Annotated in this window: 12 protein-coding genes; 4 read left to right on the top strand and 8 right to left on the bottom strand. The window is 65.3% G+C overall.

Annotated features, from left to right (window positions below; translation table 11 throughout):
• Nucleotides 1-31: 31 nt before the first annotated feature.
• Genes GQY20_RS17900 through GQY20_RS17910 form a run of 3 tightly spaced genes read left to right on the top strand, consistent with a single transcriptional unit; the run spans nucleotide 32 to nucleotide 3,611 of the window.
• Nucleotides 32-1,177 (top strand): acyltransferase family protein, encoded by a 1,146-nt coding sequence (locus GQY20_RS17900; RefSeq protein WP_157218490.1) that lies wholly within the window; start codon nucleotides 32-34, stop codon nucleotides 1,175-1,177.
• A complete protein-coding gene (locus tag GQY20_RS17905; RefSeq protein ID WP_157218491.1) occupies nucleotides 1,171-2,451 on the top strand; it encodes an O-antigen ligase family protein in 1,281 nt (426 codons plus the stop codon). The genes GQY20_RS17900 and GQY20_RS17905 overlap by 7 nt, the downstream gene beginning before the upstream one ends.
• An 8-nt stretch (nucleotides 2,452-2,459) precedes the next feature.
• A complete protein-coding gene (locus GQY20_RS17910; protein ID WP_157218492.1) occupies nucleotides 2,460-3,611 on the top strand; it encodes a glycosyltransferase family 4 protein in 1,152 nt (383 codons plus the stop codon).
• Between the two features lie 2 nt (nucleotides 3,612-3,613).
• On the opposite strand, the gene GQY20_RS17915 is transcribed toward GQY20_RS17910, so the two are convergent.
• Nucleotides 3,614-3,916, bottom strand: a complete 303-nt coding sequence (locus GQY20_RS17915; RefSeq protein WP_157218493.1) for a hypothetical protein — start codon at nucleotides 3,914-3,916, stop codon at nucleotides 3,614-3,616.
• A gap of 318 nt (nucleotides 3,917-4,234) precedes the next feature.
• Here GQY20_RS17915 and GQY20_RS17920 point away from each other — a divergent pair, with 318 nt between their 5' ends.
• A complete protein-coding gene (locus tag GQY20_RS17920) occupies nucleotides 4,235-8,110 on the top strand; it encodes a PAS domain-containing hybrid sensor histidine kinase/response regulator (protein WP_157218494.1) in 3,876 nt (1,291 codons plus the stop codon).
• Nucleotides 8,111-8,134: 24 nt separating this feature from the next.
• On the opposite strand, the gene GQY20_RS17925 is transcribed toward GQY20_RS17920, so the two are convergent.
• The 7 genes from GQY20_RS17925 to GQY20_RS17955 form a co-directional block, all read right to left on the bottom strand.
• Entirely contained in the window at nucleotides 8,135-8,323 is a 189-nt protein-coding gene (locus GQY20_RS17925; protein ID WP_157218495.1) for a hypothetical protein, read from the bottom strand.
• Nucleotides 8,324-8,456: 133 nt separating this feature from the next.
• Nucleotides 8,457-9,893, bottom strand: coding sequence for a pectate lyase (locus GQY20_RS17930; RefSeq protein WP_198351042.1), 1,437 nt, complete (start codon nucleotides 9,891-9,893; stop codon nucleotides 8,457-8,459).
• A gap of 10 nt (nucleotides 9,894-9,903) precedes the next feature.
• Nucleotides 9,904-11,154 (bottom strand): outer membrane beta-barrel protein, encoded by a 1,251-nt coding sequence (locus GQY20_RS17935; RefSeq protein ID WP_157218496.1) that lies wholly within the window; start codon nucleotides 11,152-11,154, stop codon nucleotides 9,904-9,906.
• A 19-nt stretch (nucleotides 11,155-11,173) separates the two neighbouring features.
• On the bottom strand, nucleotides 11,174-11,716 hold the full coding sequence (locus GQY20_RS17940) for a polysaccharide biosynthesis/export family protein (RefSeq protein ID WP_157218497.1): 543 nt from the start codon (nucleotides 11,714-11,716) through the stop codon (nucleotides 11,174-11,176).
• Nucleotides 11,717-11,810: 94 nt separating this feature from the next.
• Nucleotides 11,811-12,659, bottom strand: coding sequence for a sulfotransferase family protein (locus tag GQY20_RS17945; RefSeq protein WP_157218498.1), 849 nt, complete (start codon nucleotides 12,657-12,659; stop codon nucleotides 11,811-11,813).
• Nucleotides 12,656-13,876 (bottom strand): DegT/DnrJ/EryC1/StrS family aminotransferase, encoded by a 1,221-nt coding sequence (locus tag GQY20_RS17950; protein WP_157218499.1) that lies wholly within the window; start codon nucleotides 13,874-13,876, stop codon nucleotides 12,656-12,658. Before GQY20_RS17950 ends, GQY20_RS17945 begins: the two co-directional genes overlap by 4 nt.
• Nucleotides 13,877-13,879: 3 nt before the next feature.
• Nucleotides 13,880-15,889, bottom strand: a complete 2,010-nt coding sequence (locus GQY20_RS17955) for a polysaccharide biosynthesis protein (protein WP_157218500.1) — start codon at nucleotides 15,887-15,889, stop codon at nucleotides 13,880-13,882.
• Nucleotides 15,890-15,926 lie beyond the last annotated feature (37 nt).

Genomic DNA, 15,926 nt, shown 5'->3' on the forward strand with positions numbered 1-15,926 from the left:
CGTCTGTCGAGCGGCTTTTGGGGGCGACGGGGTGACTTCTGGTTCCATCGGGCATGGCGTGCCGGGCGAGGTTTTGATATCCTCGCATAGGGCGCGGCCTGTCGGCAGCAAGAGCGGCGAGTTCAATGTCGCAGCACATGGCCTGCGCGGCATCGCGTCGATCTTCGTGCTCGCCGCCCACATCTTCGGCGGCACCGCACGGCATATCTATCCGGATCACGCCGATTATGTTCGCATTATCGAGCATCCGTGGAATTTCGGTACGTTCGGCGTCGAAATCTTCTTCGTCATCAGTGGCTTCGTTATCCTCCAGAGCGCGACACGCTATGATCTGCGCGAATTCGCCCTGCGCCGGTTCGTACGCATCTATCCGTTGTTCTTCGTGCTCTCGATCCTGTTCGTCGGGCTGAACTACACGACCAATGCCTACGCGCATCTCAACAATGTCGAGAGCATCGTCGCTGGGCTGCTGTTCCTCAATCTTTTCACGGGCACCGAACAACTCACGCCCAACGCCTGGAGCCTCAGTTACGAGGCGTGCTTTTACGTACTCACCGGGCTCGTTATCGCCTTCGGCGTGCGGCGGCGCGACAAGCTGCTCGGTGGCCTCTCCCTGCTGGCGGCGGCGGCCTTCCTGATCGCCTTTCCCATCACGGTCTATTTCCTCGTCGGTATCGCCATGCGCTTGGCGATGCCGGCCGCTTCGCGGCCGACCGCGACGAGCCGCGTGGCCGAAATCGTCTGCTTCGGATTTCTCGCCTATTTCGCGAGCCGCGCGCATTTCGACTATTCCTCCTGGCGGCAGTTTCTCAATCCGGTCGTGCCGCTCACGCTGGCCGCGATCACGCTCTATTTCTATCTTGCGCTGCGGCCGGGCAGCGCCACCGCCCATCTTCTCGGCGGCCGCTTCTTCCGCTATGCCGGCGATGTCAGCTACAGCCTCTATCTGGTGCATCCCTTCGCTTATTATCTGTTGCGGATGCTGTTCGTGCGCTGCGGCTGGTTCACGGACAATATCGCCTTGTCGATGACGGCTTTTGCCATCGCCGTGTTCGCGGCCTCCTTCGCGATGACGCACTTCATCTACAGATTTCTCGAGCGTGGCCCCTATCAGGCGATCTTCCACCAGCGCATCTATCGTGAGAAGGGTGCCACGACGCAGGTAGGCTCATGCTGACGCAGTATTCCGGCCGGGTCCAGGCAGGCAGCGCCATGCCGCTGTCGATCCTCGCTGCGATCTTCCTTTCCTGCTATCTGACGTGGCGGCCGTCGCAGGACATCATGTTCACCGCCAGCGACGCGCTGTTCCTGCTCGGCTTCGGCCAACTCGTCCTTGCCCATCGCATGCCGCTGGAGCCGTTCCGGTTCCTGACCCGCTTCTGGTTCGCCGGCTTCATCATGCTCGTCGGTGGCCTGCTGATCGGCTCGATCGTGTGTCCGACGCCGTCGCGCTGGCTGATCGTCGCGGCGCAGTATCTCTTCGCGTGGATCGTCCTGCCGATGATCCTCCTGCGTCGCGGGCCGGATCAAACCGCGACGCTTATCAAGGCATTTGTCTGGGGCGTCTTCGCGATGAACCTGTTCGGCGCGATCGTCTATTTCACCTATACGGGCACATTCAACGATGCGCGGGCGCTGTTCGGCCTGGATTTCCTCTCCGGTGGCCGACGGCTCGGCGCGTTTGCCAGCGATGCGAACTGGAATGGCGCCGTGCTGGCCATGGCTATCCCGGCGGTGCTGTTCCTGCATGCCAAGCAGCGCGTCGGCGATCTGCTGATGCTCGGCTGGTTGGCGGTGCTGATCCTCGGCATCGTGCTCACCGCGTCCTTCACGGCCTTCAGCAGCGCGTCGCTGGCCATCGCCATGTTCGTGGTCGCCGGCGGAATCCGCTTCCGGCTGCGCACCGGCCTGATCGCGGCCGCCGGCAGCGCCGTAATCGCAGGCATATTGATCGCCCGCGGCGTAGGTCTGCCGTCGATCTTCGTCGAGCGCGTCGGCAATGCGATCGGCAATGGCGATATTTCGGAGGCCGGCACGTTCGAAGGGCGTCTGAAGCTGATGATCGAGGCGTGGCGCATCGTCGAGGATCATATGCTCGTCGGCGTCGGCGCCGATCAATATCGCGTGATCAGCGAATATAAGGCGCCGGTGCACAACATGTATCTGCTGTTATGGGCGGAAGGCGGTCTCCTTTCGCTTTTCGGCTGGTTGTTGATGCTTTCGGTGATCATCTGCGCTGGCGTCATGGCCTATGGACGCGACCGCATTGCCGCGGCCTATACCCTGTCCGTGTCGGTCACCTTCATCCTGGCATCCAATGCGAGCCCGCACATGTATGCGCGGCTCTGGTCGGTTCCGGTCCTGCTGGCGATTGCCGCGTCGGTCGAGGCGGCAAAGGATAGCGGCCCGGCGACGCGCAGACGCAAAATGATGAAACTCGCGCGCGCCTGAGAACGCCGGTGAACGAGCAGCCTCGCACATTGGCACCGGCGCAGGGCCGGGCCGTGGCTCCTCTCCACATCGCGCTCGTCATCGCCGGCCTCGGGGCGGGAGGTGCGGAACGCGTCGTCAGCCTGCTCAGCGCGGACTGGGTGGGGCGCGGTCACCGCGTAACGCTGATCTCTTTCGATAGCGCGGCCGCACCGATCTTCCACGGGCTCGATCCGCGGGTCCGCCTAGAGCGGCTGGGCATCGCCAGCGATCGCCGGCTGGGCGGGCTGCTCGCGACGCTGCGGCGCGCCTGCATGCTGCGCCGGACGCTGGATCGGCTGGCGCCGGATGTCACCATCTCCTTCCTGACCAAGATCAACGTCCTGACTCTGCTCGCCAGTCTCGGCACCCGGCGTCGGGTGATCATCTCGGAACGAAACAATCCCCGGCTCCAGCAGGCAAGCCGCGGCTGGACGATGCTGCTCTCCCGGCTGCACCGGCGCGCCGACGGGATCGTGATGCAGACACGGGCCAGCCTGGAATGCCTCGGCGCTACCGCACGGCGGCGGGCGCATGTCATCCCCAATCCCATCGTGATCGAGCCGCTCCCGGGGCCGCCGCGGGACGGCCTCATCCTCGCCGCGACCGGACGGCTCACCCGGCAAAAGGGTTTCGACATGCTGATCGACGCCTTCGCCCGCGTGGCCGATCGCCATCCGCGCTGGATGCTTCGTATATGGGGTGAAGGGCCCGATCGGCCCGAACTGGAACGGCGCATCGCCGGCTATGGTCTCGGCCATCGCATATCCTTGGCCGGCAACAGCCGGTCTCCCGGCGAATGGGTCGGTCAGGCCGATGCCTTCGTGCTGTCGTCCCGCTATGAGGGCTTTCCCAATGCGCTCGGCGAAGCGATGGCCGCGGGTCTGCCGGTCCTGTCCTGCAACTGCGCATATGGCCCCGCTGATCTCATCCATTCCGGCGAGGACGGGCTGCTGGTGCCCGTCGAGGATGTCGCCGCACTGGCGGAGGGACTGGACCGGCTGATGGGGGATGCGGCGTTACGCGACCGGCTCGGCGTCGCCGCGCGCGACGTCGCGGAGCGCTGCCATCCCCGGAGGGTGACCACGCTTTGGGACGGCGTGCTGGCGGAGGTGAGCGCCGGGCGCGCGGGCGCCCGCTGAGCTCAGGCGGCTTCGCGTCCGCCGATCGGGCCGATCCGGCGCTGGAAGTGAACCTGCCACAGATCGAGCAGCGCGGCCCTGTCGCCCCGGGCAGGTGCCGATACGGCGAGATGCTCCGAATCGACCATGCGCAGCCGGAACGGGCAGGGGCCGGTCAGCCGCAGCCCCTCGACGGCGAGGCCGTCACGCCGCAACGAGGCCTTTGCCGCATCGTCGAAAGCGAGATTGGCCCAAAGGACAGTGGCTTGGCCTTCCAGCTCGATGGCGGCGGCGGCGCCGCCGCTATACGCAAACACGATCTCCATGATCCGGTCGTCCCTGTTCACTCATGGCGCACGACGCCCCCGCGGCGCGCCACGGGAAGCACGCTAAAACCGGTTCTGCAGCCCCGCAACGGCGATACGCTTCGGTTCGACGCATATCTCGGCGCTGTGGCTTCCGCGCAGCATTCCGGTTTCGAAAGGAAGACGGTGCCATCCGCCATTTTCCCTTGGCGCCCCCGGTCGCGTGGTCTTGTCCGATTGTGTCTAGGCTTTCGCATGGGTTATAGGCCTTTGCCCGAAAATGGAAAATAAGGGGGCGTCCGCCGGTTTGCGACGCGACGGGGGTTCGAGGGGTACCGGATGGGCAAGGCTTCGCCTGACGCGAGCGATTATCCCTTCCTGAAGGGCGGAGGCGCGATCGCCGACCGCATCGCCGTGTTCGACTGGTCCCGCACCGCCGTCGGCCCGATCGATGGCTGGCCGCCGAGCCTGCGCACCGCGGTCGCATTGATGCTGCGCTCGCATGTGCCCATGCTCATCTTATGGGGCACCGCCGGCGTGATGATCTACAATGACGGCTATGCCGCATTGGCGGGGACCCGCGAGGCAGGGCTGCTGGGCGCGGAGGTGCGGGTCGGCTGGCCGGAGCATGCAGCGTTCAATGCGGAGGTGATGCGGGTCTGCCTCGGCGGCGACAGCCTGTCGTTCAAGGATCATTCTCTCACGCTCGAACGCATCGGCGGGCCCGAGCAGGTGTGGATCGACCTCGATTATTCGCCCTTGCTGGACGAGGCGGGCCGGGCGGTCGGCGTTCTGGGAATCGTCGTCGAGACCACCTCGCGGGTGAAGGCAGAGGCCTGGACGCGTGATCAGCAGCAGCGGCTTCAGCGCATGTTCGAACAAGCGCCCGCCTATATGGCGATGCTCAGCGGGCCGGATCACATCCTCGATTATATCAATCCCGCCTATGCCCAGTTGGTCGGGTATCGCGACGTCGTCGGCAAGCCGGTCCGCGAGGCGCTGCCGGAAGGGCGGGGGCAGGGCTTCTTCGAGATGCTGGACCGTATCTATGTCTCAGGCGAGGCATGGGCCGGCACGGGGCGGCCGATCATGCTGCAGCGGACACCCGGCTCGCCGCCCGAGGAGCGCTATATAGATTTCGTCTGCCAGCCGGTTCGCGATCCGGACGGCGAAGTGGTGGGTATCTTCGTCGAGGGATCCGATGTCACGGATCGCGTCCTTGCGGAGCGCGAGGTCCGGCAGAGCGAGGCGCGCCATCGCCAGATTCTGGACAGCGCGATCGACTATGCGATCGTCGCGCTCGATCCCGAAGGGCGGGTGACGCGCTGGAATGCCGGGGCCGAACGGATCTTGGGTTGGAGCGAGGCCGAGATGCTCGGGCAGACGCTGGCCCGGCTTTTCCCGCCTGGCGATCATGCGGCCGGCGGTGCCGATGCCGAAACCGCGATCGCCCTTGCGACCGGTTGCGCGCAGGAGGAACGCTGGCTCCTGCGCGCCAGTGGCGAGCGCTTCTTCGCCACCGGCGAGATGCGGCCGATCCGCGACGATAGCGGCCAGCCGGTCGGCTTCGTGAAGGTGGTGCGCGATCACACCGCCGAATTCCGGGCGCAGCTGGCACTGCGCGAGTCAGAGGATCGGCTGCGACGCGCACAGGAAGCGGGCGGCGTCGGCATCTTCTCGATCGACATCCTCGATGGCGGGATCGACGGCACCGCGGAATTCTGCCGCATCTTCGGTATTGCCCCCTGCGAGAATCTGAAAGCGATCGATATCGAACGTCTCGTGATCCCGGAGGATTCGCGGCTGATCTCGAACGATGAGAGCCGTCGCAACGGCGCGGCGCTGCTCGATGTCGAATATCGTATCCGCCGGCCGGATACGGGCGAGATTCGCGTCATCGCACGCACGGCTGAATATGAGCGAGACGAGGCCGGCCGTCCCATCCGGCTGGTCGGCGTGGTGCAGGACGTTACCGAACGGCGGCGCGTGCAGCAGGCGCTTGAGGAAAGCGAGGCCCAGTTCCGCACCTTCGCGGAATCCATGCCCAATCAGGTATGGACGGCGCCCGCCGCCGGCCTGATCGACTGGTGCAGCGCGCAGGTATGGGCCTATACCGGTCTCGACCCCAGCAGCCTCGAGAATGAAGGCTGGGCATCGATCGTGCATCCCGACGATCTGGACAACTCCAATGGGCGCTGGGCTGAATCGATCCGCACCGGGAAGGTGTTCGAGGTCGAGCTTCGCATGCGGCGGGCGGATGGCGATTATCGCTGGCATCTGGTCCGCGCCATTCCCGTGCGCACCGCGGAGGGCCGGATCATCCGCTGGGTCGGCACCAACACCGACATTCACGAGCAGAAGCTGGCCGAGGCGGAAAATGCCCGCGACCGGGATCGGCTTTGGGTCATGTCCCAGGATCTACTGCTGGTGAGCGATCGCGGCGGTGTCATCACCGCGGTCAATCCGTCCGCCACACGCCTGCTGGGTTGGGCGGCGGAGGAGATGGTGGGCCGCCCGGTCGGCGACTTCATCCATCCGGCGGATCGCGAAGCCACTGCGGCGGAACTGGAGCGGATCGCGGAAGGTGCTGCGGCCCATGCGTTCGAGAACCGCTTCCTGCGCAAGGATGGCGACTATCGGCTGCTCGACTGGACGGCAGTGCCGGACGCGGACCGGATCCACAGCGTCGGTCGCGACATCACCGAAAGCCGCTCGATCGCACGGGATCAGGAACGCATCTGGACGCTCTCCCCCGTACTCAAGATCGTCGCGACGCTGGAGGGTAGGCTGCTCAAGGTCAATCCGGCGTGGAGCGGCGTGCTGCAGTGGCAGGGCAGTGAAAGTACCGGCCATATGCTGCTCGAATTCGTCGCCGAAAACGATCGCGAGGCGGCGAGCATCACGCTGGAGCGGTTGCTGCTCGGCGCGCACCGCAGCGACGGTGAATTCTCGATGCGCACGCGCGAGGAGAGCAAAAGGCAGGTCGCCTGGAATTTCGTCGCGGAGGGTGGCTCGATCTACGGCTTCGGACGGGACGTCACCGATCAGCGCAGTGCCGAGGATGCATTGCGCCAGAGCCAGAAGATGGAGGCAGTCGGGCAGCTGACAGGCGGCATAGCGCATGATTTCAACAATCTGCTGCAAGGCGTGACCGGCAATCTCGAACTGCTGCAGCATCGTCTCGATCAAGGTCGGATGGATGGGCTGGACCGCTTCATCAAGGGGGCTGCCAATTCGGCCAGCCGCGCCTCCGCGCTCACCCATCGGCTACTCGCCTTCTCGCGGCGCCAGCCACTCGATCCGCGGCCGGTGCGCGCCAATCCGCTGGTCGCCTCGATGGAGGACCTGCTCCGCCGGACGCTCGGCGAAACGGTCCGGCTCGAGCTGGTGCTGGCCGGTGGCCTCTGGCTCACCAAATGCGATGCCAACCAGCTCGAAAGCGCGCTGCTCAATCTGGCGATCAACGCGCGCGATGCGATGCCGGAAGGTGGCACGCTGGTGATCGAGACCTGCAACGCCCATCTCGACAGCCATTATGCCGCCAGCCAGCGTGAGGTGCGGCCCGGCCAATATGTCTGCATCTGCGTCACCGATACTGGCGTCGGCATGGATGCGGCGACCATGGCTCGCGCCTTCGAACCTTTCTTCACCACCAAGCCGATCGGCCAGGGCACCGGCCTCGGCCTGTCGATGATCTACGGCTTCGCGCGCCAGTCCGAAGGTCATGCGCGCATCTACAGCGAGGTCGGCATCGGTACGACGGTAAAACTCTATCTGCCGCGCTATCACGGCGAGGCTACCGAGGATGGCGCCCTGCCGCAGCTGTCCGACGAGCATGCCGCGGAAGCGGGCGAAACCGTGCTGGTGGTGGAGGATGAGCCGATCGTGCGCGGCCTGATCGTCGAAGTGCTGAGCGAGCTCGGCTACCGGGCGATCGAGGCGGCCGATGGGCTGGCTGGGCTTGAGGTTCTCCGGTCGGACCGGCGGATCGACCTGCTCGTCACCGATATCGGCCTGCCGGGAATGAATGGACGGCAGATGGCCGATGCGGGGCGGGAGCACAGGCCGGATCTCAAGGTGCTGTTCATGACCGGCTATGCCGAAAATGCCGCGCTTGCTTCAGGTTTCCTCGAACATGGCATGGCGATGATGACAAAGCCCTTCGCCATGGAGGCGCTCGCCACCCGCGTTCGCGACATGATCGGCGGCCTCTGACCGGGCGTGTCCTGGCCGGTCCGCCTATATCCCGGAAATCCCCTGGACCTTGTCATAGGCGGCAAGAGTGAGCCATTTGCGGTCACGCGTCTGGACCATGTCCGCGCCGCAGCGCTTGCAGCGGGAATAGCGCATCTTGCCGCGGTCCACGACGTGCCGGCGCGAGCGGAGGTGGCCGTTCAGAAGGCACCACAAGCCTTTCAGACGCTTCATGTCGCTCCCCCTTTGCCGGAGCCGGCGGCTGCACCCCCGTCCAACGCGTGCGGCGCCGAACTCCCAGTGCAGATGGTAAGGATGCAGCCCGGCAGATCGCACCGATATTCTGGACTAAGCCTTTAGAGGTAGGTCACCGTGCAGTGTTGGTCGGTCTGCCTGCCCCTTTCGCGAATGGCGTGGGGACGGCAGAGACCAGCCCTATGGCCAGCGCGTCGAGGAAGTCGTCTAGGTTCGACCAGCCGTCGCCATCCTTGTCATCCCAGGCGTCGAACCGGTCGGGATCGGTGCCGTGGGCAGCCTCCCATGCATCCGACATGCCGTCCCCGTCGCGATCGGGGTAGGGCGTGCCGTTGGCGATCGGTGGCAGGGTGCCGAAATCGGAGACGATATGGCCGGTGCGCGATCGCACCTCGTTCACGATCCGCCGGTCAACCGCGTCGCGTGGAAAGGCGCCGGACTGGGCGAGCACCTGCCCATAGGCCTTGGCCGCGCTGGTCGGCTTGATGGTCAGCGGGCAGGGCGGCTTGGGCACGAGAATGGCGGCGACGCCGGCATTGGCCGGAAGGAGGCCGTCGAAGACGTTCCCCGTCTGGTAAAGCCTCGCATGGCCTGTGCTGCCGACCGACTGGTAGACGAGCCCATGGGCAAAGCCGCGTTTGGTGCTCGGTCCCGCTCGGAAATAATTTCCGACGATGCTGACCGGCGTCCCGCCATAGCTTTCCCAGATCTCGGCGAATTCGACGACGCCGTCATAGAGTATGTTGTTGATCACTTCGACGCAGGATCCCGGCGGGAAATTGATGTCCGGATTGCGGTCGCCATTGTGCGCGCAGAGATTGCGAATGTAGCTGACATGCTGGGGGCGAGGCGGATCGCTCGCCATCAGCGTGCATTTGTCGTGCCGCGGAATGCCCTCGGCCATGATCGAGTTGGATATGGTGATTTGGTCATTGCCGGCATAGCCGCCGATATTCTCATCGAGAGACCAGGATGTGCTGACATGATCCAGGATCACGCGTTTGCTGTTCTCGATCGTGATCGCGCTATTCGCCTCGCGCTGCTCGCCCCGCTTGTCGGGACGTACCCTTACGAAGCGGATGATCACGTCATGGGTATTCTTGATGACCAGTGGCGTGAAGCCGTCGGGGCCGCCATTGTGGGTGAGCAATATTCCGCCGCCCGGTGCGGTCTGGCCGGCGATCGTGATATAGGGATTGGTGATCATCGGGCGCTTGGTCGTGTATCGGATCACGCCCCCGACCCGGAAGATACACACTCGGGGGCCGACTGCATCGATGCACGCCCTCAGCGATCCCGGTCCCGAATCTGCCAATGTCGTCACCGGGATGATCCGCCCGCCGCGGCCGCCCCGCGCGGTGCGGCCATAGCCCTGGGCGCCCGGGAAGGCGTCCGTCGCGTCGGGTGCCGGTGGCCTGACCGATGGCGGCGCGGCTGTTGCGGCCATGCTGCCGATGGCCAGGCCTGTCGCGGCGAGCGCTGCCAGCACTGGATGTCGTATCGTCTTGCAATGCGCGTTCCTGCCAGCCTTGATAGCGTGACGCATCATCGTGTTTGTCCTAATAGACCAGACGCAGGCCGAGTGTCGTCTGCCAGCGGTCGAAACGGTTGCTGGTCTCGGGGCTGGTGCGTTTCGTATAAGCCGTCCCCAGCGAGAGCGACCAGTGGCGGCTGAAGAGATAGCGCATCTCGATTTCGCCGTTGACGTAGCGCTGATCATTGTCGGCCGCTCCGCGATAGTGGATGTCGCGCAAACCCACTGATCCGTGCAGCTGAAGATTGTGACGCACTTCCTGATCGATCGCGAGACCGATCCGCGTATCGATCCTGCCGAGCGATCCCGCGCGTATGGTTGCGACGTCCCCTCGGAAGACTTCGAAGATCACCGCCGTCCGAACTCTCGGCCGCCAGACGATACGGCCGTTCGCTGCAAGGCCGGTGAAGGACTTGACGCCCGGCGCATCCGGATTGGACCGGAATGCGCCCAGGCCGATGTCGCCCTGCAGCTTGTCGGCCAGATCGAAGGATATGCCGCCGAGCACGCCCATCGTCGTGGCATCTCCGAAGATCGCGCCGCGTACCGGCTTCAGCCGGAAATCGCGCCGATTGACGAACGGCTGGACGAATACGGCCACTCTCCTTCCGACGTTCACCGATCCCCGGACCGATGCCCGATAGGTCAGCATGTCGCGATCGGCGTCCACCAGCGGCAGATAATCGAGCTTCGAAATGGCGGCTTCGGCGGTCAGGCCCACGCGCGGCCCGGCGTAATTGTAGCGCAGCAGCGCGGTCGCAAGGTTGATCAGCGCCGGAGAACGCGTCCGGTTGATCGACGCTTCCGGATCGCTGCGCCGTTCGAAGGTCCGGTCGAAGGCCAGTTCGGCCGTGATCGTCTGGTTTCTCGCCACTCCTTTCGTGGCATCGATCGTCGCGCCGAACGTGTTCACATTCTCGGTCGGATGATCCATGTATCGAATGATCGATCCATGGAGATCCGCTCTGAGATCGAAGGTCGGCCCCTTGTGCGAGATCAGCACTTTGGGGCTGGCCGTGAAAATCGCGTCGCTGATCGTTCGGTCGGGTACCGCAAGGATGTTGTTGTCGTAGGTGACGCCCATGTCCAGTGTCGGGGCGATCACCGTGCCGCCGAGGATGATCGTCCTCGGCTCGTAGCCCGGGCGCGGCAGGTTGGCGATCGTGGGGTCGCGTTGCTCCGCATTCTGCGCCTCGAGCGGCATCGGACAGAGGCCGGCCGCCAAGGCGAAGAGGGGGAGCGAGAGGCCGCGCGCGAGCAGGGTCCCCGATCGCATCCATGAGCGTTTCACTCGCTCAGAACCAGCTTTCCCGGATCACGATCACGTCCCCGGGCTGGATCTGGGTTTCCTGCGAAGCGCGGCCTTTCACGTTGGCACGCGTGATCGTCGCTGTCTTCGTATTGGCGCGGAACGTGTAGCCGCCGGCTATCGACACCGCCGTCATCAGCGACATCCCCGGAACATAGGGATATTGCCCGGGGCGCTGGACTTCGCCCGCGATGAAGAAGGGACGATAGGCCTGGACCTGCGCGCTCACCTCAGGATTGAGGACGAGCTGACGGGATCGGATCTGATCTGCGATGGCGGCTTCAGCCTCGCGGACGGTCTTGCCCGATACCGTCACCGGCGGCAGCATCGGCACCGCGATCCTGCCGGTATCGTCGACGAAATAGGTATTGTTCAGCGCATCCAGGCCGGAGACATGGATGCGCAGTTCGTCACCCGGGCCGAGCTGGTAGGCGCTCGTGCCAACCGCAGGCAGCATGGGCGTATTGCCCGCCTGGGCCGCCCATGCCGAAGTCGCCATCGCCGCTGCGACGATCCATCGTATCATCATCTTGCACCTCCACGATTTCATCCCCCTGCGATCGTGGGCATGCGCGACGCTGCCGCGCCTGTCCTACGGTCGCTGAGACCGTGCATTCATGGGTTCACGCCGGAACCCGCTCGTCCTGAAGCCAGCCGCTCAAGTCGCGATCCATCAGACCCTGGAGCGCGATGATGTCCGCCCGATAATATTCGCGGAGCATGGACTTCAGTTCTTCTGTCAGCGGCGGGTAACGAACGGGGCGCGCCATTGCCGCCCTCATGCCGGCCAGCCACGAATTGGTGCGGAGCGGATCGAGCAGCGGCCGGGCGGGCCGCAGCAGGCGACGCAGCGGCAGCGGTAGCATCGGCGCCGTGCTGTCGTTGCGGCGTTCGGAGACAGCCTCTTCCGCGATATGGCTGTCCACGCCGATATGATGGCAGACTTCCTCTATCATCCGATCCGGATCCCGGTGGATATCTTCGTAGAGGATGATCTTCACCGTATTGGCCGGCACATGGTCCAGCAGGCGCCGGAGGTGCTTGGCGTAGCGGCCGCCTTCGAGGAAGCGCGGAAAGCTCGTCTGGGCCGCATCCAGATAGCGGCGCGGATCGCCGCCTACCGTGCCGCGCCGATAGAGCATGCAATAGTCGGAATAGGCCCGTTCGACTGGATCGCGAAGCTGGATGATCAGCGGCACGCCCGGCAGATGTGCAGCGATGCGCTGCGCCGCTTCGGGATGGGCGAGATAGTCGGCGGACTTCTCCCCGACGATGCGTCCTGCTGGTGCCGCGGCGAACAGCGAGCGGTACCAGTCGAGCCCGCGGTAATAGTCCGTGCTGAAGAAATGCGGTTCCGAGTCGGGCAGCCAGAGCGCCGGATGGGCGCGCAGCTGGTGCGAGATCCATGTCGTGGCGGCCTTCACCGCGCCGATGATCAGGAATGAGGGAAGATCTTGGCCAGGTGAGGTCATTGCGCGGCCTCGTCGACGATTGTCCGCAGCACGCGGCCCATCGCTGCGCAGCTCTCCTCGTCCAGCGTCGGATCCACCGGCAGCATCAGACTCGTTTCGCCGAGTTCGCGCGCGATCGGCAGTGGTGCTGCGGGCGCGAGGCCCGCCTCGACGAAGGCGCGCTCGCGATAGATTTCGGGGCAGATGCCCACCTGGCAAGGGATGCCGGCCGCCCACGCCTCCTGCACGATGCGATCGCGGCTCCAGCCGGTCTTCAGCCGTTCCGGCCGCACGAAGGCGTAGAATTTATAATAGGCGTTGCCGATGCCGTCCCGCGGTCCGATCAGGCGCAGGGCCGCGCTGCCGGTCAATTCGGCCAGGATCGCCGCCGCATTGCGCCGACGGATGCGCAGCCAATCGGGTAGCTTGTCGAGCTGCACCAGGCCGATGGCCGCCTGCATCTCGGTCAGCCGGTAGTTGCTGCCGAAATCGTCATGCAGCCAACGGAATGAGTGGCCGATGACGTGGGCACGCGCCACATTCTGATCCTTGCCATGATCCTTCAGCGACCAGGCACGACGCGCCGCTGCTTCTTCCCGCAGCACGAGCATGCCGCCTTCGCCGCCAGTCGACATGATCTTGTCCGTGCAGAAGGAGAAGGCGGCGGCATCGCCGAAGCTGCCGATCGGCCGCCCATCGAGCGTCGCGCCATGCGCCTGCGCGCAATCCTCGATCAGCTTCACCCCCATCTCGGCGGCGAGCAGCGCGATCTCTCCGACGGCGGCGGGATAGCCGCCGATGTGCACGGCGATGATCGCTCTTGTGCGCCCGGTGACGCACGCCGCGACGTGCCGGGCATTCAGACCCTGGGATTCCGGATCGATATCTGCGAACACCGGCTTGGCCCCGCACGCCATTACGCAGCTCGCCGAGGCGACGAAGCTGCGGGCAGGCACGATCACTTCGTCACCCGGCCCGACGCCGAGCGCACGCAGCGCGACTTCGAGCGCCAGCGTGCCGTTGGCCAGCGCGATCGCATGCGGCATGGCGCACAATTCGGCGAAACCCTGCTCCAGCGCGGTGCATCGATCGCCGTGATGAAGGGCATTGACCCGGCCAGATCGAAGCACCGCTTCGACCGCGGCGATCTCGTCGTCCGCGAAGACCGGCCAGCGCGATGCGATACGGGAAGGCAGTGATGCGGGGCTGACGGTCTGGGCGAGGCTGAGTGTGGCCATGTGCTACTCCATTGCCGCAGCGGCAGGCATCGCCATGGTCCGGACCGGTTGAGACACGGGCTGGGGGCTGCGGATGATCTGAAGGGGGACGACGTCGCCGCGATGTTCGCTCTCCATCGCCTGGAAGAGCAGGTCGTGGACCGCCTGCTCGTCATGGTCGGCGATGGCCCTGGCGAAGGCATCGAAGCGCTTGTTGAGAACGGCGACCGGAACGGGAACCGGCTCCGCCTCGAACACGCCCGGAAGGGCAGAAGGCAGTCTTTCCTCGCGTTCGTCGAACAGTTCCTCGTACAGCTTCTCGCCGGGCCGCAGGCCGACGATCTTGATCTGCACGTCCACGTCGGGCTCGAGACCCGAGAGGCGGATCATGCGGCGCGCGATGTCGATGATCTTCACCGGCTCGCCCATGTCGAGCACGATGATACGGCCGCGCTTCACGTCGCAGCCCAGCGTCCGTGCCATGCTGTGCAGGACGAGCTGGACGGCCTCGTGCACGGTCATGAAGAAGCGCGTGATTTCCGGATGCGTTACGGTCAGCGGTGCGCGGCGCTTGAGCTGGTGCTCGAACAGCGGGATCAACGATCCGCTGGATCCGAGCACATTGCCGAAGCGCACGGTCATGAAGCGCGGTGCCGAAGGCTGGTTGCTGCCCGCGAGGTCGAGCGCCTGGCAATAGAGTTCGCCGAGGCGTTTGGTGGCACCCATGATGCCGACCGGGTTGACCGCCTTGTCGGTGGAGACCTGCACCATGGCGCGCGCGCCGAAGCGCAGGGCTGCGTCTGCCACGTTGCGCGTGCCGAGCACATTGGTCATCACCCCGGCGCAGATGTTGGTCTCGACCAGCGGCACATGCTTCAATGCGGCGGCGTGGAGTACGAATTCCGGCCTGTAGCGGCTGAACACGTCCATGATGTGCTGGCGCTGGCGGATCGAGCAGAGCACCGGGCTGCACGGGATGCCGGGAAAATTCTCCCGCATCTCGAGCTCGACCGAATAGAGGTTGAATTCGCCGGCATCGAGCAGGATCAGCTCCGCCGGCCCGAAGGCGGCGATCTGTCGGACGAGCTCGCGGCCGATCGTGCCGCCAGCGCCGGTCACGAGCACGCGGCAGCCTTCCAGGGCGCGCGAGACCACGGTGGGATCCAACGTCGTCTGCGGCCGGCCGAGCAGTTCGGCATGGTTGACCGCCTTGAGCCCCAGCGGCTCGCCCATCGCGGTCGGCTTGGGCGCGCGCATCACGGCAAGGCCCAGCGTTTCGGCAGCGGTTACCAGCTTGAGCTTGATGGGGCCGGCGAGACGGGTCGTCCCCTCGGCCAGGATCAGGCAGTGCGGCCGCAAATGCATCGCGGCAAGCGTGCTCACCACTTCGGCGACGGCATCGATGCTGCCCAGGATCGGCACCCGGCGAAGCCGCAAGGCGACGTCCTGCTCGCCGAGATCGAGGATGCCGACGGCGACATAATCGGGATCGTCGGCCGCTTCGAGCTGACGCAGCACCATCTCGACATTTTCGGGCGAGCCGACGATCAGCGCTCGCTGGCGCTCCGGTTCGGCAGGAGACTGGTCGGTGGCGTGCAGCCGCCGCATCGAGCGGAGCTGGTCGGCAAGGATCCGGCGCCACAGCCTGCCCCCGGCGAGGATGGCGACGAGCACGAACCACTGGATGAACGGCACCGAAGTCGGCAGCCAGCGTGCGCCGGCCAGTGTGATCGCCGCGACCGGAACGATGACGGAGATGGCGGCGGCTCCGACGAGCGCGATCAGGTCATTGAGCGAGCCGAGCCTCCAGACCCGCTCGTAGACGCCGCAGAGATGGAAGATGACGAGCCCGCACGCCAGGAATATCGGCAGGCTGCAGATCATGCCGAGCAGCATCGGCTGGGGAATCTGCCCATTCATGCGCAGCAAGACGGCAATCGTCAGAGCGAGGCAGATGGCGATCGAGTCGTAGAGCAGAAAGGCTCTCCGCCGCCAGGAGCGACGGCCGGCAATTGGCGTGAACGGCGCAGTCATGACGCAACACTCCCCCTTGGCGCCGCTGCGACTCCTT

This window comes from Flavisphingomonas formosensis (assembly GCF_009755815.1).
Lineage (GTDB): Bacteria > Pseudomonadota > Alphaproteobacteria > Sphingomonadales > Sphingomonadaceae > Flavisphingomonas > Flavisphingomonas formosensis.